The organism is Blastomonas sp. (assembly GCF_030373265.1).
Taxonomy (GTDB): domain Bacteria; phylum Pseudomonadota; class Alphaproteobacteria; order Sphingomonadales; family Sphingomonadaceae; genus Blastomonas.
The window spans coordinates 14119-36413 of the sequence record NZ_JAUCZC010000001.1 but is presented as its reverse complement, the minus strand read 5'-3'; the positions used below and the strand labels follow the sequence as shown (position 1 = coordinate 36413).

The 22295-nt window shown below is 64.8% G+C and carries 22 protein-coding genes; 9 read left to right on the top strand and 13 right to left on the bottom strand.

The annotated features are described in order from the left end of the window. Positions 1-142: 142 nt before the first annotated feature. Genes QUV11_RS00195 through QUV11_RS00170 form a run of 6 tightly spaced genes read right to left on the bottom strand, consistent with a single transcriptional unit; the run spans position 143 to position 6337 of the window. Positions 143-1078 carry an RDD family protein gene (locus QUV11_RS00195; protein WP_300879894.1) on the bottom strand — a complete coding sequence of 312 codons (936 nt, stop codon included), beginning with the start codon at positions 1076-1078 and terminating at the stop codon, positions 143-145. Then, positions 1078-2109, bottom strand: coding sequence for a stage II sporulation protein M (locus QUV11_RS00190; RefSeq protein ID WP_300879893.1), 1032 nt, complete (start codon positions 2107-2109; stop codon positions 1078-1080). The genes QUV11_RS00195 and QUV11_RS00190 overlap by 1 nt, the downstream gene beginning before the upstream one ends. Further along, complete coding sequence (locus QUV11_RS00185; RefSeq protein ID WP_300879892.1) at positions 2106-3428, bottom strand: DUF58 domain-containing protein; 1323 nt, start codon at positions 3426-3428, stop codon at positions 2106-2108. Before QUV11_RS00185 ends, QUV11_RS00190 begins: the two co-directional genes overlap by 4 nt. After that, positions 3425-4381, bottom strand: coding sequence for a MoxR family ATPase (locus QUV11_RS00180; protein ID WP_300879891.1), 957 nt, complete (start codon positions 4379-4381; stop codon positions 3425-3427). Before QUV11_RS00180 ends, QUV11_RS00185 begins: the two co-directional genes overlap by 4 nt. Beyond that, positions 4378-5691, bottom strand: coding sequence for a DUF4350 domain-containing protein (locus QUV11_RS00175; protein ID WP_300879890.1), 1314 nt, complete (start codon positions 5689-5691; stop codon positions 4378-4380). Before QUV11_RS00175 ends, QUV11_RS00180 begins: the two co-directional genes overlap by 4 nt. A gap of 1 nt (position 5692) precedes the next feature. Beyond that, the gene (locus QUV11_RS00170) at positions 5693-6337 is read right to left on the bottom strand and encodes a hypothetical protein (RefSeq protein ID WP_300879889.1); all 645 of its coding nucleotides are present in this window, start codon (positions 6335-6337) and stop codon (positions 5693-5695) included. A 176-nt stretch (positions 6338-6513) separates the two neighbouring features. Between QUV11_RS00170 and QUV11_RS00165 the strand changes: the two genes are divergently transcribed. After that, a complete protein-coding gene (locus QUV11_RS00165) occupies positions 6514-7257 on the top strand; it encodes a hypothetical protein (protein WP_300879888.1) in 744 nt (247 codons plus the stop codon). Between the two features lie 114 nt (positions 7258-7371). On the opposite strand, the gene QUV11_RS00160 is transcribed toward QUV11_RS00165, so the two are convergent. From QUV11_RS00160 to QUV11_RS00150, 3 genes are all read right to left on the bottom strand, one after another. Then, positions 7372-8517, bottom strand: coding sequence for an alpha/beta fold hydrolase (locus QUV11_RS00160; RefSeq protein WP_300879887.1), 1146 nt, complete (start codon positions 8515-8517; stop codon positions 7372-7374). Positions 8518-8583: 66 nt separating this feature from the next. Then, positions 8584-9300: a GGDEF domain-containing protein gene (locus tag QUV11_RS00155; RefSeq protein ID WP_300879886.1), complete on the bottom strand. Its 717-nt coding sequence runs from the start codon at positions 9298-9300 to the stop codon at positions 8584-8586. 61 nt (positions 9301-9361) lie between these two features. After that, on the bottom strand, positions 9362-9991 hold the full coding sequence (locus tag QUV11_RS00150) for a GGDEF domain-containing protein (RefSeq protein ID WP_300879885.1): 630 nt from the start codon (positions 9989-9991) through the stop codon (positions 9362-9364). 308 nt (positions 9992-10299) lie between these two features. On the opposite strand from QUV11_RS00150, the gene purE reads away from it, so the two are divergent. The 8 genes from purE to QUV11_RS00110 are packed head-to-tail and all read left to right on the top strand — an operon-like array spanning position 10300 to position 18614. After that, positions 10300-10755 carry a 5-(carboxyamino)imidazole ribonucleotide mutase gene (gene purE / locus QUV11_RS00145; protein ID WP_300880045.1) on the top strand — a complete coding sequence of 152 codons (456 nt, stop codon included), beginning with the start codon at positions 10300-10302 and terminating at the stop codon, positions 10753-10755. Continuing rightward, entirely contained in the window at positions 10752-11846 is a 1095-nt protein-coding gene (locus QUV11_RS00140; protein ID WP_300879884.1) for a 5-(carboxyamino)imidazole ribonucleotide synthase, read from the top strand. The genes purE and QUV11_RS00140 overlap by 4 nt, the downstream gene beginning before the upstream one ends. Next, the gene (locus QUV11_RS00135; RefSeq protein ID WP_300879883.1) at positions 11843-12340 is read left to right on the top strand and encodes a dihydrofolate reductase; all 498 of its coding nucleotides are present in this window, start codon (positions 11843-11845) and stop codon (positions 12338-12340) included. The genes QUV11_RS00140 and QUV11_RS00135 overlap by 4 nt, the downstream gene beginning before the upstream one ends. Positions 12341-12347: 7 nt before the next feature. Next, a complete protein-coding gene (locus QUV11_RS00130) occupies positions 12348-13532 on the top strand; it encodes a dipeptidase (RefSeq protein WP_300879882.1) in 1185 nt (394 codons plus the stop codon). A 9-nt stretch (positions 13533-13541) separates the two neighbouring features. Further along, the gene (locus QUV11_RS00125) at positions 13542-14465 is read left to right on the top strand and encodes a bifunctional riboflavin kinase/FAD synthetase (RefSeq protein ID WP_300879881.1); all 924 of its coding nucleotides are present in this window, start codon (positions 13542-13544) and stop codon (positions 14463-14465) included. 30 nt (positions 14466-14495) lie between these two features. After that, positions 14496-17627 (top strand): isoleucine--tRNA ligase, encoded by a 3132-nt coding sequence (gene ileS, locus QUV11_RS00120; protein WP_300879880.1) that lies wholly within the window; start codon positions 14496-14498, stop codon positions 17625-17627. Next, entirely contained in the window at positions 17624-18196 is a 573-nt protein-coding gene (lspA, locus tag QUV11_RS00115; protein ID WP_300879879.1) for a signal peptidase II, read from the top strand. Before ileS ends, lspA begins: the two co-directional genes overlap by 4 nt. Beyond that, entirely contained in the window at positions 18189-18614 is a 426-nt protein-coding gene (locus QUV11_RS00110; RefSeq protein ID WP_300879878.1) for a DUF3035 domain-containing protein, read from the top strand. The genes lspA and QUV11_RS00110 overlap by 8 nt, the downstream gene beginning before the upstream one ends. Positions 18615-18704: 90 nt before the next feature. Here QUV11_RS00110 and dxs read toward each other — a convergent pair whose 3' ends face one another. From dxs to QUV11_RS00090, 4 genes are all read right to left on the bottom strand, one after another. Further along, entirely contained in the window at positions 18705-20639 is a 1935-nt protein-coding gene (gene dxs / locus QUV11_RS00105; RefSeq protein WP_300879877.1) for a 1-deoxy-D-xylulose-5-phosphate synthase, read from the bottom strand. 114 nt (positions 20640-20753) lie between these two features. Then, positions 20754-21227, bottom strand: a complete 474-nt coding sequence (locus QUV11_RS00100; RefSeq protein ID WP_300879876.1) for a Fur family transcriptional regulator — start codon at positions 21225-21227, stop codon at positions 20754-20756. 58 nt (positions 21228-21285) lie between these two features. Further along, the gene (gene msrA / locus QUV11_RS00095) at positions 21286-21987 is read right to left on the bottom strand and encodes a peptide-methionine (S)-S-oxide reductase MsrA (RefSeq protein WP_300879875.1); all 702 of its coding nucleotides are present in this window, start codon (positions 21985-21987) and stop codon (positions 21286-21288) included. Continuing rightward, on the bottom strand, positions 21987-22145 hold the full coding sequence (locus tag QUV11_RS00090; RefSeq protein ID WP_300879874.1) for a hypothetical protein: 159 nt from the start codon (positions 22143-22145) through the stop codon (positions 21987-21989). The genes msrA and QUV11_RS00090 overlap by 1 nt, the downstream gene beginning before the upstream one ends. Positions 22146-22295: the final 150 nt, after the last annotated feature.

The window sequence follows — 22295 nt, the reverse complement described above, 5'->3', positions numbered from 1 at the left end:
CTGATCAGACCATGCAGAAGGCTGATTTTTTGGTGCGTTTCGATTGAACATCACCCTTACGCGGGAAACGACGAAGCGTTGCAGCGGTGCGTCAAATGAGAGTCTGAAGACGGTGCAGATCCCCTCGCATCGAGCGGAAATGTCAGCTGTTCTTGTCGGCGCGGCGTCTGCCGAAGCGCAGGCCGCGTTCGAGACGAGAGCGCAGCTGGGTGTAATAAGCCTCCAGGAATGCGCGTTCGTCGCCGGTCGGCGGGGTCCAGCCGATCTTGGCGCAGATGGTCGCGGCCACCGTTTCCATCGCGTCGGGATTGGCGGTGCGCAGCACGGTCTCGAGCATCTGAAGCTCATATTCGCCATACACCGACAATTCGGCGTCCTCGAAGCGGTAGCGGTCGGCTGGTAGCCCCGGGCCGTCACCCATTGCGGGCGCGGGCGTGACCCCGCTCGCAACGACCGCGCCCAGGGCCGAGCGCGGCGCTTCCACCACCCAGGTGCCCGCGATCAGGTCGCCGCAGCGCAGCCGGTCCTTGTTGAGCAATGGAAAGACCAGAAACACGCCGACCCAGATGATCCCCGACCAGGCGGCGAACTCGCTCAGCGTGCCCTGTACGCCGCCCGAGGTCATGAACATGAGCGGCAGGAACATCTCGATATCGCGCAGCAGGTTGCGCGCGATGATCGCCTCTGCCGTGAGCCTGCCGCCGTCGCGCGAGGCCACCCGGATGCCAAGCGCGCGCTTGCCCCACGTCGCGGCGCGCTGACCGAGCTCGAAAAACAGGAAATAGGCATTGCGCGCCAGAAACAGGCCAATGATGAACAGCACGAACAGAAAGCCGGTGAAGCCATCCGACACCGCAGGCAGGCCAGCACTCGAATAGGCCCAGGCGATCAGAAACACCGTCAGCACGAAAGCCAGCACCAGCCCGAAAAGCGCAGTGAGGTCGATGAACAAAGCCCCGATACGCGCGCTCGCCGGAGCCACCGCGATATCGAGCGCCACCCCTTCGGGCGTCACCAGAGTGCGCTTCAGCTTGGGGTCGGTGCCGTGGCTGCGACCGAGTTGGGCTTTGCGCGCCATCAGCTGCGCCTCGGACGGAACGCAAAGAAATAGGCGAGCCACAGCGCGAGAATGCCGTAGCCGATGGCATAGCGGATCTCGGTCGACTGAACGAGCTGGCGGGCAAAGCCTTCGAGCAGTCCCGCGCAGATCAGCATGACGATGACGCCTGTCATCACCTGTGCCGCGGTCCGCCCGGAATGGCTGAGCGCCGCCAGATGGCTGCGCCGTCCCGGGAAGCCGAGCGCGCGGCCGATGTGCAGACCCGCCGCGCCCCCGAGCAGGATTGCCAGCAATTCGGTCGTGCCATGGATCGATAGCCAGCCGACAAACTCGACCGTCAGCCCGCGCGAGGCGAAGACCCACAGCATCGCGCCGAGCGAGGCGGTGTTGTAGATCAGCAGCAGCACCGTTGGCACGCCAAAGGCAAAGCCCAAGGCAAAGGCCAGGATCGCGACCTGCGCGTTGTTGCTGAACAGATAGGCGGCGAATACCGCCAAACCCTCGCCATCGGGATCGCCGAACAGCGTCCCGAGCAGCGCCTCGCGCGAGGCGCCGGGGACGCGGACATCGCTGAACTGGGCTGGCACCAGCCGGTAGAACCATTGCTGGTCCGCCTCGACAAGCCAGAAGCCGACCATCGCTCCGATCACCATCGCCGCCAGCGCGATCACGATATCGAGACCGATCGCGCGCACCGCGCGGCTGAGGTCACCGCCGAAGAAGCTGCGGCACCATCCGCCAAAAGTGGTTCGCGTGCCATAGACGATGAAATACGCGCGCAAGGTGAGCGATTCGAGATAGGCGATCAGCCCGGAATCGAGCGAGCTTTCGCGTGCGATCGACAGGCTCGAGAGCAGGTTGCGGTACAACACCGGCAGCGCCATGACATCGTCATCCGCCAGCCGCTTGAGCCGCCCCTTCTCCATCGCGGTGATCATGCCATCGAGCCGCACCCAGTCGGCCTCGCGCTCGAGCCGGAAGCGGTCGCTGCGCAGCACCGCTGCGGCGACTGCCTGCTCACCGCCGGGCTGGCCCACCGATCCGTTCACAACTGTCCCCGCCGCTTGATCTTGAGATAGGCGTTCATCAGCCGCGTGCCGATCTCGTCATGACGCCCCTCGATCACCTCGACCCCGAGATGCCTGAGGCGCGTGATCACCAGCCGCCGCTGCGCCAGCAGGCCCGCCGCCGCGACGCTTTGCGCGACCTGCTCGCTGGCCTCGGGCGCCTGATCGACCAGCGCCATGAGCTCCTCGTCCTCCATCGCCACGAACAGCAGCAGGTGCCGGTCGATCAGCCTTCCGACCGATTCGAGCATCAGTTCGGCGCTGGTGGGGTCGGTAAAGTCGGTGAACACCACGATCAGCGACCGCCGCTGCAGTTGCGCCGCCAGCGTCGAGAGCGCGAGCGTGTAGTTGGACTCTTCGTGCCGGTAGTCGATCTGCGCAGCCTCCGACTGCAGGCGAAAGAAATTGCGGCTTCCCGAGACGAACCCGGTGGTGCGTTCGGGTCTGGCCGCGAACGAGAACAACCGCACCTGATCGCCTGCCTTGAGCGCGACATAGCTGGTCAGCAAAGCCGCCGAGACTGCGCGGTCGATCCGCGGAAGGCCCGCGACCGGCTCGCACATGTCCGAGCCCGAATCGAGCGCGAACACGATCTGGTTGTTGCGCTCGGTATCGTACTCGCGCGCCAGCAGCTTCGAGTGCCGCGCCGAGCTCTTCCAGTCGATCGCGCGCCGGTCGAACCCCGGCTGATATTCCACCAGCGCTTCGAACTCGCTGCCCTCGCCGCGCACCTGCCGGGCAAGGATGCCGAAGATCGCCTCTTTCAGGAACACCTGCAAAGCGGGCGCGCGGACCGCGGCGATGTCGGGCAGGATAGCCACGCTCTCGCCGCTCGCCCGGCTGGCCTGCCGCCAGCCGAGCCCCATCGGCCCCTGCCAGCGCAGCCAGAGCGTCTCGATCACCAGCGCGCCGCGGCGCACAGGTTGCAGGCTGATGGTGCCGGACAAGGTGCCCGACCCATCTGGGTCCGCCAGCGCACCATCGCCGCGACCGTCAGGCACAAGACGCGTCTCGACCGCGATGCTGGCCTGCGCGCGGCGCACCGGCGTGCGGCCCGAAAGTTCGGCCTCCACCCTGATGTGGACCGCCTGCCCCAGTTCGCTGCTTGCGGGCACCACCAGCCGGATCGAGCGCGCGCGCCCCGCGACCAGGGCATCGAGCGCGGCGAGCAGCAGCATGGCCGCTGACCACGCCGGGCCCAAGGCCCACAACCCCGGCGAAACCGCCGCGAGCAGCATGGCCACCGGCGCACCGGCGGCGATCAGCAACCCGGCGCGCAGACTGGGGTAGACCGCAATCAACGCGGCGCCTCGGTGCGCTCGACCAGATCGGCGACGATCGTCTCGACCCTGCGGCCCTCTATCTCGGCGGCGGGCGACAGCAAGGTGCGATGGCGCAGCACCGAAGCGGCAAGCTGCTTGACGTCATCGGGGACCACGTAATCGCGGCCCTGCAGCGCCGCGCGCGCCCGCGCCGCATTGGCGAGCATGATCGCAGCGCGGGGGCTGGCGCCGCTTTCGAAATCGGCGGCCTCGCGCGTCGCGCGCACCAGCCGCACGATATAGGCGACGACATCCTCGACCAGTTTCACCTCACCCACCGCCGCGCGGGCTGCTGTCAGGTCTTCGCCGCTGACCTGCGGCTGGATGTCGAACGCCGATGGGCGCTGCGCACCGGTGCGTCTGCCATATTCGGCAACGATCCGCGTCTCTTCCTCGGCGCTGGGATAGCTGACCAGCAGCTTGAACAGGAAGCGGTCGAGCTGCGCCTCGGGCAGCGGATACACGCCCTGCTGCTCGATCGGGTTCTGCGTTGCGACCACCATGAAGTGTGGCGACAGCGCGTGGCGGGTGCCGTCGAGCGTGACGCTGCGCTCCTGCATCGCCTCGAGCAGCGCCGCCTGCGTCTTGGGCGGGGTGCGGTTGATCTCGTCGGCGAGCAGCAGGTCGGTGAAGATCGGCCCGCGGGTCAGCGTGAACTGGCTGGTCTGGAAGTTGAACAGGTTGGAGCCGACGATATCGCCGGGCATCAGATCGGGCGTGAACTGGATACGCCCGTAATCGAGCGACAGGCACGCGGCAAAGCACTGCGCCATGAACGTCTTGGCGGTGCCCGGCGGCCCTTCGAGCAGGACGTGACCCGAAGAGAACAATGCAATCAGCATATGGTCGATCGTGTCGTCCTGGCCGATGATCGCCTTCGCCATCTCCGCCCGGATGCGCGTACCCAGCGCATTGATATCGGCAATGTTCATCCCAATTGTTCCTTCTTCCAGGCATTCAGCGCGCGCGCCGCCGCCAGGATAGCGGGGCGGTCGCGCGCGGCGCGCATGTTGTCGCTGAGGGTTTCATAGCTGTGGCCTTCGACGTCGGGCGCAACCATCGCCAGCCGCGCATCGACCTGATCGCGCGGCAGGCCCGGCGGCAGGCCCAGCGACCGCGCCGCCCGGTCGCGCACCAGATCCGCATAGGCGTCTGCGATCAGATGATCGCGCCCCAGCCGCCGGATCAGACCAGCGCTGCCCTTGACCAGCGCGGTCTTGCCGAAGCCGAAGGGCCGGGTCTCGGCGAGTGCGGGACCAAACCGACAGAACGCCATCCAGCCAAAGGCGATGGCGGCGAGCACGAGGCACACGACCGCACCGACAAAGGGTGGACGGAACGCGACCGAGAGCAGGTTTTCCGACGCGCCCAGCCCGTTCTGGGTGAGGTCGAACACTACGCCTTCGCCGCCGCCCGACCAGGCGCTGTCGATGATCTGCAGCGCCTGCCGCGCGGTCTCGCGGTTTGCCAGGCCCATGTTGTTCATCAGGTCGGCATCGGCGACGATGACCACCGGATAGCGGCCCTGCTGGATACCGGGCGCTGCGGCGGGATTGTCGGGCGCGGTGCGATCGAGTGCGGGGTACCAGCCGCCATCATCGATTACCACCACCCGCGCGCGGCCGGTGGCCGTGTCGGCCAGCACGGTTTTCAATCGATCGCCAGAGATGGTGACGCGTGATGTCAGCGCCTGGCGGATCATTACGCCGCGATCCTCGGGCTTTTCCGGCTGAATGAACGGCACGGGGATGGGGGCTTCATCCATCCCTTCGAGCTTGGTGCGCGCCGGCGCAAGCTGGCTCAGCAGTTGCGGCGCCTGCATCGCCAGCATCGGGGAATCCAGCCGCACCCAACCACTTTTCAGGCCTTGTTCGGGCGTCACCTGCCATTTGGGCAGGATGATGATGGTGGGACCGGTAAAAGCCCGCTGATTGACCAGGGCCGCGAGTTCTTCGGGGTCCGCGCTGATCTCGGGGGTTACGATCAGCATGTCCTGCTGCTGCAGTGCATTGGGGCCGCGGCCATAGCTTACCTTGGTGCCGGTCTGCTCGAGCAGCCGCCCCAAAGCCGAATAGCCGATCGAACTGACCGACGCGCCATGCGCCGCGCCATTGTTGCCCGATCTGAGCGCCCCGCCAGCGCCGATCGCATACAGCAGCGCCAGGAATGCGGCGAAACCGATGGCGACCATCAGCAGCACCGTGCCGCGCGCGAAAGGATTGGTGCCACCCCCGCTGCTCATCTCAGCCACCATCCAGCGCAAACGCGCGATAGGCTTCGCGCGAGCTGTCCCATGCGCTGCGATCAAGCGGGCGGCGCGCGAAGAAGCTCGCCTCGACATGCCCGGCGATCACGCCAAAGGCAGACCGCGCCCGCGCCGACAGCGCCTCGAACGCACCGATCTCGCGCGCCGTGGTGCTGGGTCGCAGCAGCTCGGGCCGTTTGGCCGCGATATCCTCGATCGACCGGTAAAGCAGCAGGTGCGCCGCCTCGTCATAGCGGCCCCGGGCGGCCAGCGCGTCGGCCTCCTCGAGCAGCCTGCGCGCCAGCGCCTGATCGGGCGTCCAGTCAGGCGCCGCGCCTGCGCGGCGTTCGCGCCAGTCGGCGATGTATGGGGCCAGGATCACCCACACAAGCGCGAGCACGCCCACCGCCAGCGCGACCAGCAACAGCTTGCTCAGCACCGGCCATGCGCTCGCCAGCGCCTGCGCCACCGGGCCCAAAGCCTGTTCGAGCCATTTGATCACATCGCCCCACCATGCGGGTGGCGGGTCGGGGGGTTTGGCGAAGCTGGGCGCAAACTGGATATCACTGCCCCCACGCACCTGATCATAGGCCGCGTCAAAGCCGTCACGGCGTGGTGCGGAAAGGGCTGGGCCGGCAGTCACAGCCGGTTTGATCGCAGAAGCCGTGCGGTGGAGCAAGGCGATTTGCAGAGGATCATGGGCGGCCGCGAAACCGGCCTGTGTCCTGGGACACTGGACGCCTTGGACCTGCGTGTTAGGTTGCCCCTGCAAAACCAGAAGGATTCGGGTGCTCGGGACACGATAACGGGGAGATTTCCATGGCAAGCAGACCGGCTGATTTCAGCATTTCGAACGTATTTTCAAACACCTTTGGCGTGATCGCGCGCAACGCACCGTTGTTTCTGGGGCTGTCGCTGATCATTGTCGGCCTGCCGCAGCTGCTGATCGGGATGGCAACGACACCGCAGTCATCGGATCCGCTGGCGCTGTTCGCCAGCCCCGGAGCGATCTTCACCAGCATGATCGGCTATATCGTGTTCCTGTTCCTGTCGATCGTGCTGCAGGCCTCGCTGATCGTGGTGTCGGCGAACGACCTTGCCGGCAGGCCGGTCAATTTCGGCGAGTGCGTCAACCGCGCCGTCGCCAAGCTGCTTCCATTGATCGGCCTGGGCATCGTCGTGGCCATCGGTGTCTCGATCGGCTTTGTCTTCCTGATCATCCCCGGGGTGATCCTCTACCTGATGTGGATGGTCGCGGTACCGGTGCTGATGGTCGAAAATATGGGGGTTTTCGAGGCGCTGAGCCGCAGCGCGGCGCTGACAAAGGGATCGCGCTGGAAATTGCTGGGGCTGATCGTGGTCTTCTTCATCTTCAGCATGATCATCGCCATTCCGATCGGCGTGATCTCGCTGATCAGCACCAGCCTCTCGCTGGTCAGCAGCGCGCTGCTCAGCACGGTGAGCGCCGCCGTCGGCGCGGCGGGCATCGCTGCGGTCTATATCGAGCTGCGCGGATCGAAAGAAGGCACCAACAGCGACCAGCTCGCGAGCGTGTTCGCCTGAGTATCGGTTTTAACCCCGTCATTCCCGCGTACGCGGGAATCCCGCTTTCTTTGCCGTGATCGGCTTATAAAAGCGTCACCCCCGCGTCCGCGGGGGTGACGGCAAGGAGAAGCGTTACCTCCCGCTCCGCGCCAGCAGCGCCACCAGCTCGTCCGTCCAGAACTTCGCCCAGGTGTGCGTGCTGTGGCCGCGGGTGTCGTCGGTGGCCTTGATCAGCAGATATTTGCCATCGGGCAGCCTTTCGCCAAAGTCTTCGGCAACGCCATAATCCCACGGGTTGATGAAATCATCCGAGGAATTGATCCAGGTCACCGGCATCGTCATCTGCTCGACGCTCGCGGACGGGTCGTAATTGCGCGAGGATTCGACCTGGTAGATGATGTCGTTGGCATCGATGCCCTTGATCGAAGCCTCGATCCGCTGGGTGATATAGGCGTCCGCCGCATCGCGCGTGGGAAAGGCCTTTTGCAGATAGAGCGGCGCGAAGCCTGCGACCTGCAACAGGCTGGCAGCGACGCGCAGCCCCATCACCGGCGGCGCGGTATAATCACCGCCCGCCCAGACCGGGTCAGCCTTGATCCCTTCCACCGCGGCCTTGCGCCACATGCGGTTGTGCCCGGCGATCGGCATCGGCAGGCACGCCATCGGCATCATCGCCTGGACGAAGCCGGGGTCGACCTGCCCCCAGACGAAGCCGTGCATGCAGCCCATCGATGTGCCCATCACCAGCCGCAGCCGGTCGACCTTCAGCCCCTCGACCAGCATCCGCCGCTGCGCCTTGACCATGTCGGTATAGTCATAGGCGGGAAATTGCATCTTCAGCCCATCGCTCGGCTTGGAGGATTTGCCATGCCCGATGTTGTCTGGGAGGATGACATAATACCGGGTGATATCGAGCGGCTGGCCGGGGCCGAACAGCTCCTGCGCGAACTGTGGCTGGAGAAACTGCAGTCCGCTGCCGCCGGTGCCGTGCAGCACCATCACCGCATTGGTCACCCTGCCCTGCGCATCGCGCCGGGGCGTGCCCAATGTCGCGTAATGCATCCGCAGTTCGGCCATGGTCTCGCCGGTGCCGAAGCTGAAATCCTTGAGGATCGCATCGCCCTGCTTGAGCTGGGCGGCGTAATCCACCGCGCCGGTGCCGGTGGCCGGACCGGGGGTGGAGCCCGGCGTCGCCGCAGGAGCAGGAGCGGATTGTGCGAACGCTGGCGCGCCCAGCACCGAACACGCCAAAAGCAGTCCAAACAATTTTGATCGCATCGCAAACCCCTGTTTCCAAACCGGTCTGCAGCATTGCAGGGGGTGGGCCGGCTTGCAATCGGGATGTTACACCGCCGCCAGAACCCGGTTGCGGCCGCTGCGCTTGGCGGAATACATCGCTGCATCGGCCTGCGCCAATGCCTGATCTAGCACCGCCCCTGCCGCCAGCGGAGCAACACCGATCGAGATCGACAGCGCGATCGGCACGCCCTCTGTGGTCGTCACCTCAAGGCCAGCGATCGCCGAACGTGCCCGCTCGGCGATGGTCAATCCCAACTCCATCGGCATGCCGGCGAGCAGCACGGCAAACTCCTCGCCGCCCACCCGACCCAGCAGGTCGTCCGGACGCAGCGCCGCCTGCAGCGTTCTGGCCACGATGCGGAGCGCGTGATCACCCGCCGCATGGCCATGCTGATCGTTGATCGCCTTGAAATGATCGATGTCCGCCAGCAGCACGCAGGCGGGCGCGTCCCCGTCATAGCTCGCAGCCGAGCGATAGAAGGCAGCGCGGTTGAGCGTGCCGGTGAGATGATCGATATCGGCCTGTGCTCGCAAGACGCTCTGGGTCGCCAGCAGCTGACGGTTCAACCTGCGATTGGCCTCTGCCTGGCTGGCAAGGACATAGGTGACCGGACCCGAGATCAGCGCCGGGCAGGCAGCGCCCCAAGCCCAGAATGGCCAGGGAATATCCTCACCGGTCAATGTCGCCATCGCCAGCATGGACGCCAGTGTTACGCCAACGCTGAACCCCATCGCGATCAGGATCTTGTGCCATTGGGTCATGTAACGCCGCGTAAAGCATAAGCGTTAACACTCCCCGAATTTAGGGGGGGCAACGCGCGAATCAGCGCAGCAGGCCGCCTCTTGAGCGCTTCGATCGGTACATCTGGCTGTCGGCACGGGCCAAAACCTTGTCGGCGCGGTCATCCGGATGGATAAATGCATGGCCGAACGTCGCCGAAAGACGGGCCTGTCCGCCTGCAAAGTCGGGACGGCAGGCTGCGATTCCGGCGGTCAACTGTGCGATCTTCTGCTCGACATCGTCATCGCTGATCGTGCCCAGCAGCAACGCGAACTCGTCGCCACCGATCCGCGCGACCACATCGGTCGATCGCACATTGGCCAGCAGCACCTGGGCGATGGTGCGCAGCGCTTCATCGCCTGCAGCATGGCCATACGAATCGTTGATCGACTTGAGGTCATCGACATCGATGAACAGCAGCGCGGAGCGGCTGCCGTACCGCTGGCAATGCGCGATCGAGACCGCCACAGCCTGTTCGAAATGTCGGCGGTTGAACAACGGCGTCAGCGTGTCGCGGCAAATTTCCTCTTCCAGCACGCGCACCCGCGCGCTGAGAAAGGCATTTTGCTGCCTCAGATCGGAGCAAAGCAACGCAAGCTGTTCATGGCTCATCGCCATGTCAGCCTGGGGTGCATACACACCCTCGTTGCCTTGGACGTCGTTCATTTTCATGAAGTGATACCTGAAAGCCCCTGTTTGCGATCCCTACGCCGGACATAGCAACTCTGATGCCGCGCAGCATGATGAAAATGCCGGAAACCAAGTATAAAGTGTGCACAACCGGGACAGCTATTCGGGCTTGCGAACGGGCTGAATTTCCTTTGCATGGTGATTGCGGGTGCAGGTCTTTGGCTTTAAGACGCTGATCGAACCAGCAAACCTGCGGAGACAAATGCGTGGCCGAGCCATCCCATAAGCCCGACCCGGTGCCGGTTGCGCCTTCCATAGCATCTTCCGTTGCTCCCCCGGTGGCGATCGTCATGGGCAGCCAGTCGGACTGGGAAACGATGTCCGGTGCGGCAGCCGTGCTCGACGATCTGGGGGTGGCGCATGATTGCCGAATCGTATCGGCCCATCGTACCCCCGAACGGATGGCCGATTTTGCCAGAACCGCAGTCGATGCTGGCTTCCGGGTGATTATCGCCGGCGCAGGCGGCGCTGCGCATCTGCCTGGAATGATCGCCAGCATGACACGGCTGCCGGTGCTTGGGGTTCCGGTCTCCAGCAAGGCGCTGAGCGGTCTCGACAGCCTGTTGTCCATCGTCCAGATGCCCGGCGGAATTCCCGTCGGCACGTTGGCGATCGGGCCGGCAGGCGCCAAGAACGCCGGACTGCTGGCCGCTTCGATCCTCGCCTTGTCCGATCCGGCACTGGCCGATCGGCTCGATGCCTGGCGTAGCGCCCAGAGCGAATCGGTGGGTGAACGCCCGGTATGAGCAGCATTATCCCCCCGGGCAGAACCATCGGCATCATGGGCGGAGGCCAGCTTGGCCGGATGCTCAGCATGGCGGCGGCGCAACTGGGCTATCGCTGCCACATCTTCGCGCCCGAGGCGACCAGCCCGGGATCGGAGGTTTCCGCCGCCAGCACCCAGGCCGAATATTCCGATCAGGCCGCGCTCGCCGCCTTTGCCGATGCCTGCGACGTGGTGACCTATGAATTCGAGAACGTGCCCGTGGCGCCGCTGGTCGCGATAGCGGGCGAGGTCCCGCTGCGCCCCTCGCCCAAAGCGCTGGAAATCGCGCAGAGCCGGATTGCCGAGAAGCGCTTCGTCACCGATCTGGGCGGTCGCACTGCGCCGTACGGCTTTGCCGAGACTGCCGACGATGTCGCCGCTGCGATCGCCATCTCGGGCATCCCTGCGATCATCAAGTCCAACCGCATGGGCTATGATGGCAAGGGCCAGGCGCGCGTGATGCCCGGCGACGACCCGGTTACGCGCTGGCAAGAGGCCGGCGCTGTGGCTGCGATCATCGAAGGCTTTGTCACCTTCGATGCCGAATTCTCGGTCATCCTAGCCCGCGGCCTCGATGGCGATATCCGCTTCTGGGACAGCGCCGAAAATGCGCATGTCGCAGGGATTCTGGACAAATCGACCGTCCCTGCCAGCGCTGCCATCACCGCGCAGGTTCCCGCCGCCCGCGCGCTTGCCGCCAAGGTGGCGCAAGCGCTCGATTATGTCGGCGTGCTGACGCTGGAGTTCTTCGCGACCGCCGACGGTCCGGTGTTCAACGAAATGGCGCCGCGCGTCCACAACAGCGGCCACTGGACGATCGAGGGCGCGTTCACCAGCCAGTTCGAGAACCACATCCGCGCGATATGCGGTCTGCCGCTGGGCGAAACCGCTTTGGCCTGCCACAGCGCCGAGATGCGCAACCTGATCGGCGAGGACGCGCATCGCTGGCCTGAGCTGCTCGCCGATCCGGCCAACCACCTGCATCTTTATGGCAAGCATCGCGCCGCGCCCGGCCGCAAGATGGGCCATGTCACACGCATTTCGCTGACGCCTGCGGGAGGGCAAGCATGAACCATCCCGATATCTTTCTGGTGCTGGCGCGCGCGCGCAACGGCGTCATCGGCGCCAATGGCACGCTGCCGTGGCACCTTCCGATGGACCTGCGCCACTTCAAGGCGCTGACCCAGAACAAGCCGATGATCATGGGCCGCAAGACCTTCGACAGCCTGCCCGGCCTGCTCCCCGGGCGGCGCCACATCGTGCTCACGCGCAGCAAGGACTGGGCCGAAGAGGGCGCCGAAGTGGTGCACAGCGTCGACGCGGCGATCGCGGCTGCCAACGCGCCGCATGTCGCGGTGATCGGCGGCGCCGAGATCTTCACGTTGTTCCTGCCACGCGCCGACCGGATCGAGCTGACCGAGGTCCATGCCGAACCAGCCGGCGACACGGTGATGCCCGCCTTCGACCCGGACGCATGGCGCGAGACCGCCCGCGCCGATCATGCGGCCGATCCCGAGCATCGCGACCGGCCCGCGTTCAGCTTCGTCACGCTCGTGCGCAAATGATCCGCCGGTGATCCGCAAGATCCTGATCGGTCTGGTGCTGCTGCTGGCAGCGGGGCTGGTGTTCGTGGTCACAGTGCTGCCGGGGCGGTTCGAGGCGCAGACCAATGTCGTCACCGACGAGCCGCTGCCGCAAATCCGCGCCGATGCGGCGGCGTTGCACAAGACGCTGCAGATCGCCGATCTGCACGGCGACACCCTGCTGTGGAAGCGCGACCTGCTCGACACGGCGGAGCGCGGGCACATCGATCTGCCAAGGCTCGAGGCGGGCAATGTCGCGCTGCAGATCTTCTCGTCGGTGTCCAAGACCCCGCGCGGGCAGAACTACGACAGCAACTCTGCCGACACCGACAACATCACGCTGCTGGCGATGGCGCAGTTGCAGCCGGTGCGCACCTGGTTTTCGGTGCACGAACGCTCAATGTGGCACGGCCAGAGGCTCGAGGCCGCCGCCAAAGCCTCGGATGGCCGGCTGATGCTGGTGCGCCGGTCCGCCGATGTCGACACACTGCTCGCCGCGCGCGCTGCAGGCAAGCCGGTCACCGGCGCGCTGTTCTCGGTCGAAGGATTGCAGAACCTCGAGGGCAAGGCGGAGAATCTCGACCGCCTCTACAGCGTCGGCATGCGCATGGCGGGGCTGGTGCATTTCTTCGACAACGATCTTGCCGGATCGATGCACGGCGAGGCCAAAGGCGGGCTCACCCCATTTGGCCGCAAGATGATCCGCGCGATGGAAGCCAAGGGCATCATCGTCGACATCGCGCATTCGAGCCATCCGGCGGTCGCCGACATCCTCGCCATGGCGCGCCGCCCCGTCGTCTCGAGCCATGGCGGCGTGCAGGCGGTGTGCAGGGTCAACCGCAACCTCAGCGATACCGAGATTCGCGGCGTCGCGGCGACCGGCGGGATCATCGGCATCGGCTATTGGGATGGGGCGTTGTGCTCGACCGATCCGGTGCAGATTGCGCGCTCGATCAAGCATGTCCGCGATCTCGTCGGCATCGAGCACGCCGCGCTGGGCAGCGATTTCGACGGCGCGGTGACCACCCGGTTCGACGCCAGCCAGATCGTCCAGGTGACCCAGGCGTTGCTCGATACCGGCTTCACCGAGGCCGAGATTCGCGCCGTGATGGGCGGCAACGCTCTGCGGATCATCAAACAGGGCATTGAACCCCTGCCCGGCAAGCGCTTATAGGCCGATGTCATGATCAGGGTGGAAGGCGGCGATCGGCTGCCAGAACGGTTGCGCGGGGGCATCATCGCGCTGGGCAATTTCGACGGCTTTCACGCCGGGCATCAGGCCGTGGTGGGCCGCGCGATCGCCTGGGCGAAAGAAGACCATCGCCCCGCGATCGTCGCCACCTTCGATCCGCACCCAGTGCGCTATTTCAAGCCCGACGTCGCACCCTTCCGCCTGACCAGTCTCGACCAGCGCCAGACGTTATTCGCCGAGGCCGGGGCCGACGCAATGCTGGTGTTCGCCTTCGACGAAAAGCTCGCCAACACCACCGCGGGCAATTTCATCGGCGATCTGCTGGTGACGCGCTTCGGCGCCAAGGGCGTGGTCACCGGCGAGGATTTCACCTTCGGCAAGGGCCGCGGTGGCAACATCGAGGTGCTGCGCGATCTGGGCGCTTTGCTCGGCCTGCGCAGCGAGGCGATCGGCCCGGTGTCGACCGAAGACGCGGTAATCTCGTCGAGCCGCATCCGCCAGTGCCTGATCGACGGCCATCCCGACGAGGCCGAGCGGCTGATGACCCGCCCGTTCGCGGTGCAGGGCGTTGTGCAGCATGGCGACAAGAACGGGCGGCTGCTGGGCTATCCCACCGCGAACGTCGACATGGGCAGTTATCTGCGGCCGAAATACGGCGTGTATGCCGTTACCGGGCACCTCGCCGATGGCCGGGTACTCAAGGGCGCGGCGAACCTTGGCATCCGCCCGCAGTTCGATCCGCCCAAGGAACTGCTCGAGCCGCATTTCTTCGATTTCAACGAAGACCTGTATGGCCAGACGATCGAGGTCGCGCTGCGCCACTTCATCCGCCCCGAGGCGAAGTTCGGCTCGATGGAGGAACTGACCGCGCAGATCGAGGCGGACTGCGTGCGCGCGCGGGAATTGCTTGCCTGAAAGCCCCGCGCGCCTTAAGCGCCAGCGTCTATGACTGACCAGACTGCAAGCCCCGCCACGGACTATAAAGACACCGTCTTTTTGCCCGCCACCGACTTCCCGATGAAGGCTGGCCTCGCCCAGAAGGAACCGGCTATACTGGCGCGCTGGCAGGAGGCCGACCTCTACCGTCAGCTGCGGGACGCACGAAAAGGTCGTGAAAAGTTCATCCTCCACGATGGCCCGCCATACGCGAATGGCGACATGCACATCGGCCATGCGCTCAACCATATCCTCAAGGACATGGTCTGCCGTACCCAGTCGCTGCTCGGCAAGGACGCACCGTACGTTCCCGGTTGGGACTGCCATGGTCTTCCGATCGAATGGAAGATCGAGGAGCAGTATCGCAAGAAGAAGCTCAACAAGGACGAGGTCGATCCCGTCGCCTTCCGCGCCGAATGCCGCGCTTATGCCCAGCATTGGGTGGACACCCAGCGCGAGCAGTTGAAGCGCCTGGGCATCAACGGCGATTGGGACAATCCGTACCTGACGATGGACTTCGCTGCGGAAGCGACCATCGTGCAGGAGCTGATGAAGTTCGCGGAAAGCGGCCAGCTCTATCGCGGCGCCAAGCCGGTGATGTGGTCGCCGGTCGAAAAGACCGCGCTCGCCGAAGCCGAGGTCGAATATGCCGATGTGACGAGCACGCAGATCGATGTGGCGTTCGAGATCATCGATGCGCCCAATGCGCCCGAACTTGTTGGCGCCTATGCGGTGATCTGGACGACCACGCCCTGGACGATCCCGGTGAACCAGGCGCTCGCTTATGGGCCTGAGGTTGAGTACGCGCTTTTTGAGATCACGACACACATCGACGCGCCATGGAATGGGAAGAGAGTCGTTGTTGCGAAAAAGCTGTATCCGGAATTCCGTGCGCGGGTTGAACGGCAGCTTCGTGAGCTGCCATCCGCTGCTGAGTGGTCGAGCGAGAACCCTATCGTAGAATTTGACGACTTTCTGTATGACGCCGCTGAATTCGATGGCGGCTTTTACAATCTGCAAGGTTCGCAGCTCGATCGCGCCACCGCCCGGCACCCAATGCACGCACTCGGCGGCTTCTTCGCCAAGCCCCGCCCGTTCCTGCCCGGCGATTTCGTCACCACCGATGCGGGCACCGGCCTCGTCCATATGTCGCCCGACCATGGCGAGGACGATTTCGATCTGTGCAAGGCGCATGGCATCGAACCGGTATTCGCGGTCGAGGGCGACGGACGCTATCGCGATGACTGGGCCTGGCTCGGCGGCGCGGATGAGCGGCGGATGTCGGTGATCAACCCCAAGTTCAATGCACCCGACGGCCCGATCTGCGAAGACCTGCGCGCCGCCGGTGCCCTGCTTTCCGCCGCCGCATTCCAGCACAGCTATCCGCACTCTTGGCGGTCGAAGGCGCGCGTGATCTATCGCTGCACCCCGCAATGGTTCATCCCGATGGACGCGCCGCTCACCCATCTCCCCGCCAAGACCCGCGCCGAAAAGGGCTGGGAAAACGAAGGCGGCGCGATCGATCCGGCGGACGAGGGCCTGTGCGCCTCGCACACGCTGCGCGAGACCGCGATGACCGCGATTTCCGAAACCCGCTGGGTGCCTACGAAGGGCGAAAACCGCATTCGTTCGATGGTCGAGGGTCGCCCCGACTGGGTGATCAGCCGCCAGCGCGCCTGGGGCGTGCCGATCACCTTGTTCGTCAACCGCAAGACCGGCCAGTATCTCAAGGACATTCACGTCAACGCCCGCATCGTCGCGGCCATGCGCGAGGCCGGCGTCGACGCCTGGAACGACGCCGCCGCCCCTGCCCTGCTCGGCCCCGATTACGACATCGCCGATTACGAGCGCGTCACCGACATTCTCGATGTCTGGTTCGACAGCGGCTGCACCCATGCCTTCGTGCTCGAAAGCGGCAAATGGCCCGATCTGACGCGGCCCGAAGGTCATGTCGGTCCGTGGGCGGACCTGTATCTCGAAGGATCGGATCAGCATCGCGGCTGGTTCCAGTCGTCGCTGATGGAAAGCTGCGGCACGCGCGGCCATGCGCCATACAAGGCGGTACTGACGCATGGCTTCACGATGGACGCCAAGGGCATGAAGATGTCCAAGTCGCTGGGCAACACCATCGATCCGCTGACGCTGATCAAGGATTCGGGCGCGGACATCCTGCGGCTGTGGGCGCTGTCGGTCGATTTCACCGAGGACCACCGCATCGGCAAGGAAATTCTCGCCGGCGTCTCGGACCAGTATCGCAAGCTGCGCAACACCTTCCGCTATCTGCTCGGCGCACTCGCCGGGTTCGATGACGCGGAACGGGTCGGCGTCGAGGCCATGCCCGAGCTCGAGCGTTATGTGCTTCACCTGCTCGCCGATCTCGACGCCAAGCTGCGCCAGGCAGTGGAGGACTTCGACTATAACACCTATGTCCGGTCGCTGGCCGATTTCGCCAACAACGACCTGTCGGCGTTCTTCTTCGATATCCGCAAGGACTGCCTGTACTGCGACATCGGCCCCGCGCATCCGCACGGCACCGACAAGCGCCGCGCGTACCGCACGGTGCTGCATGTGCTGTTCGAGGCTTTGGTCCGCTATGCCGCACCGGTGCTGGTGTTCACGGCGGAAGAGGTGTGGACGACGCGCTATCCCGATGGCGGCAGCGTGCATCTGCTCGAATGGCCCGATTTTGCGGCGCTGCTGAGCGGCGCGGACGCGGTCCCCTGCGAAGGCAGGGGCCCATCATCGGACGGTCAGGAGATGGGTCCCCGCCTTCGCGGGGAACCGGAATTTGTCGCGAAGTGGGAGCGTTTGCGAGACCTGCGGCTTGGTGTTTCCGCAGCCATTGAGCCATTCCGCAGGGACAAGATCATTCGCTCAAGCCTTGAGGCCGAAGTTGCTATCAAGCTGAAGGACCCGCTTGCCGCTGCTTCTGCATCTTCGCTGGGCAAGGAAGAGTTTGACGAGTTGCTCATCGTTTCGTCCGCGCAGGTCACCGGCTTTACCGATGATGCTGTTGCCGAGACCAAGGTCATCGAAGTCACCCGCACAACCCACCACAAATGCGGCCGCTGCTGGCGTCACCTGCCCGAGGTGACCGAAGACGGCACCTTGTGCGATCGCTGCACGGAGATGCTGGCGTGACCCTCGCTCGCTATCGCACCGAGGGCGTCGCGCTGGCTGGCGCCATCCTGGTCGCAGACCAGCTCGTCAAGTTCATCGTCGCAGGGCCGCTCGCGCTCAAAAGCCGGATGCAGATCGAGATCACCTCGTTCTTCAACCTGACCTGGGCCGAAAACCGCGGCGTCTCGATGGGCTTCCTCACCGCCGAGACCGATACCGCGCGTTGGCTGCTGGTTGCGCTGACCGGCATCATCGCCACCATCGTGCTGTTGTGGATGTGGAAGGAACGCGCGCGCGGCGACATATTGGCGCTGGGGATGATCCTGGGCGGGGCTCTGGGCAACATCATCGATCGCGCCCGGCTGGGCTATGTCGTCGATTATGCCGACCTGCATATCGGCGCATTCCGGCCGTTCATGATCTTCAACGTGGCCGATGCCGCGATCACCATCGGGGTGTTGTTATTGCTTGCCCGCGTTCTGATAATCGGCGACAAGTCCTCGAAATCGGACCCTGCGACAGCGGCGGTTCAGGCTGGCGGGACTAACGATGGCGCCCCTGCCGCCAAAACGGAGAATGAGCATGTTTAATCCTGGCCGCAAATTGGCCCTCTTCGCCGGCGTCTCGGTCGCGGCAGCGACATTGTCGGCCTGCGGCTCGGGCGGCGGCGTCTTCAACCGCGACCGTCCGGACGAGTTCGCGGTGTCGCGCCAGGCACCCCTGGTGATCCCACCCGATTTTGCCTTGACCCCGCCTACGCCCGGCGCCGCGCGTCCGCAGTCGGTTCCGGCCAGCCAGCAGGCGCTCGACGCTTTGTTCGGCGGCCCGCAGCAGCGCCCCGGTGTCGAGGGCGCAGCGCTCGACCGTGCCGGAAGGCCCGATGCCGCGATCCGCTCGCAGGTTGGCGACCCCGCCACCCAGACCACCGACAAGGGCGCGACAACCCGCGACATCGTCGCTGCTCCTGAAGGCGACGGGCAGGACGCGAAAGCCTCCATCCCGCAATAAGCACGGGCACCCCGGATACAAAAAGCCCGGCCGATCACGCGATCGGCCGGGCTTTTTTGTGCCTGGCGCAGGTGATGCGGCGCGGGACAGCTAGGCCCGCGCACCATCCCCGACGACGCTGACACCAGCGCTGTTGTGGCGCAATGCCTTGAGCACCGTCTCGACGATGCCGTCGGCATCGAGCCCGGCTTCGGCATATTGCACTTCGGGCTTTTCCTGGTCCTGGAAGACGTCAGGCAAACGCATCGTGCGCAGCTTGAGGCCAGCATCGATCAACCCCGCGTCCGATGCCATCGTCAGCACATGCGCGCCCAATCCGCCGATCGCACCTTCTTCCACCGTGACGCACACCTCATGGGTGGCGAGCAGCTTGCGGATCAGTTCCTCGTCAAGCGGCTTGGCAAAGCGCAGGTCGGCGACCGTGGTCGACAGCCCCTTGGCATCGAGCACGTCGGCCGCCTTGCGCGCCTCGGCCAGACGCGTGCCCAGCGACAGAATGGCAACCTTCTTGCCCTCGCGCACGATCCGGCCCTTGCCGATCTCGAGCCGCTCGGGAACTTCCGGCAGCGGAATGCCGATGCCGTTGCCACGCGGGTAACGGAATGCGATCGGGCCGCTGTCGTGGCAGGCGGCGGTGTAGGTCATGTGGACCAGTTCGGCCTCATCGGCGGCGGCCATCACCACCATGTTGGGCAGGGTCGCAAGGTAGGTGACGTCGAACGATCCGGCATGAGTCGAGCCATCCGCGCCAACCAGGCCGGCGCGGTCGATCGCGAAGCGCACCGGCAGGTTCTGGATCGCGACATCGTGCACGACCTGGTCGTACGCGCGCTGGAGGAAGGTCGAATAGATCGCGCAGAACGGGCGCATGCCCTGCGCGGCAAGGCCTGCCGCGAAGGTCACCGCGTGCTGCTCGGCAATGCCGACATCGAAGCTGCGGTCAGGATGCGCCTTGGCGAACTTGTCGACCCCGGTGCCCGAAGGCATCGCCGCGGTGATCGCGCAGATCCGGGGGTCGGTGTCGGCGAGCTTGGCCAAGGTTTCGCCGAACACGTTCTGATAGGCGGGCGGACCGGCGGCGGCCTTGTCCTGCTTGCCGGTGACGACATCGAACTTGGCGACGCCGTGATATTTGTCGGCGGCAGCCTCGGCGGGGGCATAGCCCTTGCCCTTCTGCGTGACGACATGGATCAGGCACGGCCCTTCGGCAGCATCGCGCACGTTCTCGAGCACCGCGACCAGCTGGTCCATGTCATGGCCGTCGATCGGGCCGACATAATAGAAGCCCAGTTCCTCGAACAGCGTGCCGCCCATTGCCATTCCGCGCGCGTATTCGTCGGTCTTGCGCGCCGCCTGGTGCAGGCTTTTGGGCAGCTTGCGCGCCAGACGCTTGAGCGCCTCGCGCACCCCCAGAAACTCGCGGCTCGAGACGATGCGTGCGAGATAACCCGACAGCCCGCCGACCGGCGGGGCGATCGACATGTCGTTGTCGTTGAGGATCACGACCAGCCGGTTGCCCGCGCGCTCGGCGTTGTTCATCGCCTCATAGGCCATGCCCGCGCTCATCGCACCGTCGCCGATCACCGCGATCGCCTTGCCCGGCGCTCCGGTCATCTGGTTGGCGGTGGCAAAGCCCAGCGCAGCGGAAATCGAGGTCGAGCTGTGCGCTGCGCCGAACGGATCGTACTCGCTCTCGGAGCGCTTGGTGAAGCCCGAAAGGCCGCCGCCGGTGCGCAGTGTGCGAATCCGGTCGCGCCGGCCGGTGAGGATCTTGTGCGGATAGCACTGGTGCCCGACATCCCAGATCAGCCGATCATTGGGCGTATCGAACACATAATGGATCGCGGTGGTCAGTTCGACCACGCCCAGGCCCGCGCCGAGATGCCCGCCGGTGACAGAAACCGCCGAGATGACTTCCTGCCGCAGCTCATCGGCAAGCTGGCGAAGCTGCGAAGGCTTGAGCTTGCGCATGTCGGCAGGCACATCGACGGTATCGAGAAGTGGCGTGGCGGGCAGAGTGGTCATTGAGCTCCCTTTCGACCGCTGATCCTAGCCCAACTGCGGGGCTCTGTCGAATAACCGACATGGACTGGCGGGATAAGTGTAAAGTTTTTTGGACAGTTCCGCAAATGCGGAGTTTCAGTCGCATTCCGCACAGCGGCCACGAACCTCGATGACCGGACGGATGTCGGCATAGCCTGCGGCTTCAGCGGTCTTGCGAACGCTGCGCGACAGGCCGTCGTCGTCGATATGGGTCGCCGATCCGCACGAATCGCACACCAGAAAGATGCAGTCGTGCAGGCAACCCGGATGAGAATTGGCGATATACGCGTTGATGCTCTCCACCCGCCGCGCAAGGTTGGTGCGGACGAAAAGGTCGAGAATGCGATACACGCTGTTCGGGGCGACGCGCTTGCCACGCGCTTTGCTGACGGAGTCGGCAATATCATAGGCTGATGCAGGCTTTTCGATTTCCGCCAAGGCGGTGAAGATCGACTCGCGCATGTCGGTCCACTGCTCGCCCGCTGCTTCCAGCGATACGCGCGCAGCATGGGCAAGGTCTGCCCCCGCATGCTCCTTGTGCCTGTGGCCATGGTCTTTGACGGTGGACATGTCTGTGTATCTACGCGCCGCACCCGCCGGTTGCAATGGCAAGCATGCTGGCAGCGTATCAGCCGCGGACGGGTTTTGCCGAATAGAGTGCAGGAAAGACACGCTTGAGATTGACGACCTTCACCGCATCCCAGCGCTGGATGTAGGGATGGTCGGGGTTCTTGAACATGAAGTCCTGGTGATAGGTTTCCGCCGGAAAAAAGCCCTTGTACGGTTCGACCGCAGTGACGATGCGCTTCTTCCATACGCCGGATTTTTCAAGTTCGACGATATAGGCGCGCGCGACCTGTGCTTGCGCCTTGTCCATCGGCACGAGCGCAGTCCGGTAATGACGGCCCGTATCGGGGCCCTGCCGATTGAGCAGCGTGGGATCCGCAATCACCGAAAAATAGACCTGCAGCAGCTGGCCATAGCTGACCTGCGCAGGATCATAGACCACGCGGACGGATTCGGCATGGCGCGTCGCACCGCTCGACACATCGTCATAGCTGGCGTTCGCCTTGCCATCGCCATGATAGCCCGACACCGCGCTCTTGACGCCCTTGACGTGACTGAACACGCCTTCGACACCCCAGAAACAGCCACCTGCGAAAATCGCCACCCGCTGCTTGCCGGATTCCACCGCCTTGAGTTTGGGCGCGGGGATGATCTTGGCCTCTTCGGCGGCAAAAGCCTGGGTGCCACCGCCGATGGCGACCACCGCAGCGCTCAGCAAGCCGAGCGCAGCCAGCGCGGTCAAGGGGCCAGAACGCAGCGCCATCAGACCCCCAGGCCGGTGACGGGCGCTTCGACCGCGACCGGCGCAGAATAGGATCGGGCATCGGATTCACGCGGCTGCAACGCTAGCAACGCCACCGCGCCGATGACAAATCCACCCATGAAATTGCGGAACAGGTCCGATGTCAGGATAATGCTCATTTCGATCTCGTCTTCTTCTTGCCGCAGCCAATGTTCGTCGGCATGGCCCGCGGGGTTACAACCGTGAATGCGACGTATGCCGCGCCGGATGCGAATCAAGCCGTACCGGTGATGGCATTGCTTGGGCCTCCCCAAGCTCGCCTAAATCGT

Coding starts and splice junctions, on each gene's coding strand:
- QUV11_RS00195 (WP_300879894.1), bottom strand. CDS start 1,078: ATGGCGCGCAAAGCCCAACTCGGTCGCAGCCACGGCACCGACCCCAAG.
- dxs (WP_300879877.1), bottom strand. CDS start 20,639: ATGACCACTCTGCCCGCCACGCCACTTCTCGATACCGTCGATGTGCCT.
- QUV11_RS00150 (WP_300879885.1), bottom strand. CDS start 9,991: ATGAAAATGAACGACGTCCAAGGCAACGAGGGTGTGTATGCACCCCAG.
- QUV11_RS00135 (WP_300879883.1), top strand. CDS start 11,843: ATGAACCATCCCGATATCTTTCTGGTGCTGGCGCGCGCGCGCAACGGC.
- QUV11_RS00125 (WP_300879881.1), top strand. CDS start 13,542: ATGATCAGGGTGGAAGGCGGCGATCGGCTGCCAGAACGGTTGCGCGGG.
- ileS (WP_300879880.1), top strand. CDS start 14,496: ATGACTGACCAGACTGCAAGCCCCGCCACGGACTATAAAGACACCGTC.
- QUV11_RS00140 (WP_300879884.1), top strand. CDS start 10,752: ATGAGCAGCATTATCCCCCCGGGCAGAACCATCGGCATCATGGGCGGA.
- QUV11_RS00100 (WP_300879876.1), bottom strand. CDS start 21,227: ATGTCCACCGTCAAAGACCATGGCCACAGGCACAAGGAGCATGCGGGG.
- QUV11_RS00160 (WP_300879887.1), bottom strand. CDS start 8,517: ATGCGATCAAAATTGTTTGGACTGCTTTTGGCGTGTTCGGTGCTGGGC.
- purE (WP_300880045.1), top strand. CDS start 10,300: ATGGGCAGCCAGTCGGACTGGGAAACGATGTCCGGTGCGGCAGCCGTG.
- msrA (WP_300879875.1), bottom strand. CDS start 21,987: ATGGCGCTGCGTTCTGGCCCCTTGACCGCGCTGGCTGCGCTCGGCTTG.
- QUV11_RS00180 (WP_300879891.1), bottom strand. CDS start 4,381: ATGAACATTGCCGATATCAATGCGCTGGGTACGCGCATCCGGGCGGAG.
- QUV11_RS00090 (WP_300879874.1), bottom strand. CDS start 22,145: ATGAGCATTATCCTGACATCGGACCTGTTCCGCAATTTCATGGGTGGA.
- QUV11_RS00155 (WP_300879886.1), bottom strand. CDS start 9,300: ATGACCCAATGGCACAAGATCCTGATCGCGATGGGGTTCAGCGTTGGC.
- QUV11_RS00165 (WP_300879888.1), top strand. CDS start 6,514: ATGGCAAGCAGACCGGCTGATTTCAGCATTTCGAACGTATTTTCAAAC.
- QUV11_RS00110 (WP_300879878.1), top strand. CDS start 18,189: ATGTTTAATCCTGGCCGCAAATTGGCCCTCTTCGCCGGCGTCTCGGTC.
- QUV11_RS00175 (WP_300879890.1), bottom strand. CDS start 5,691: ATGAGCAGCGGGGGTGGCACCAATCCTTTCGCGCGCGGCACGGTGCTG.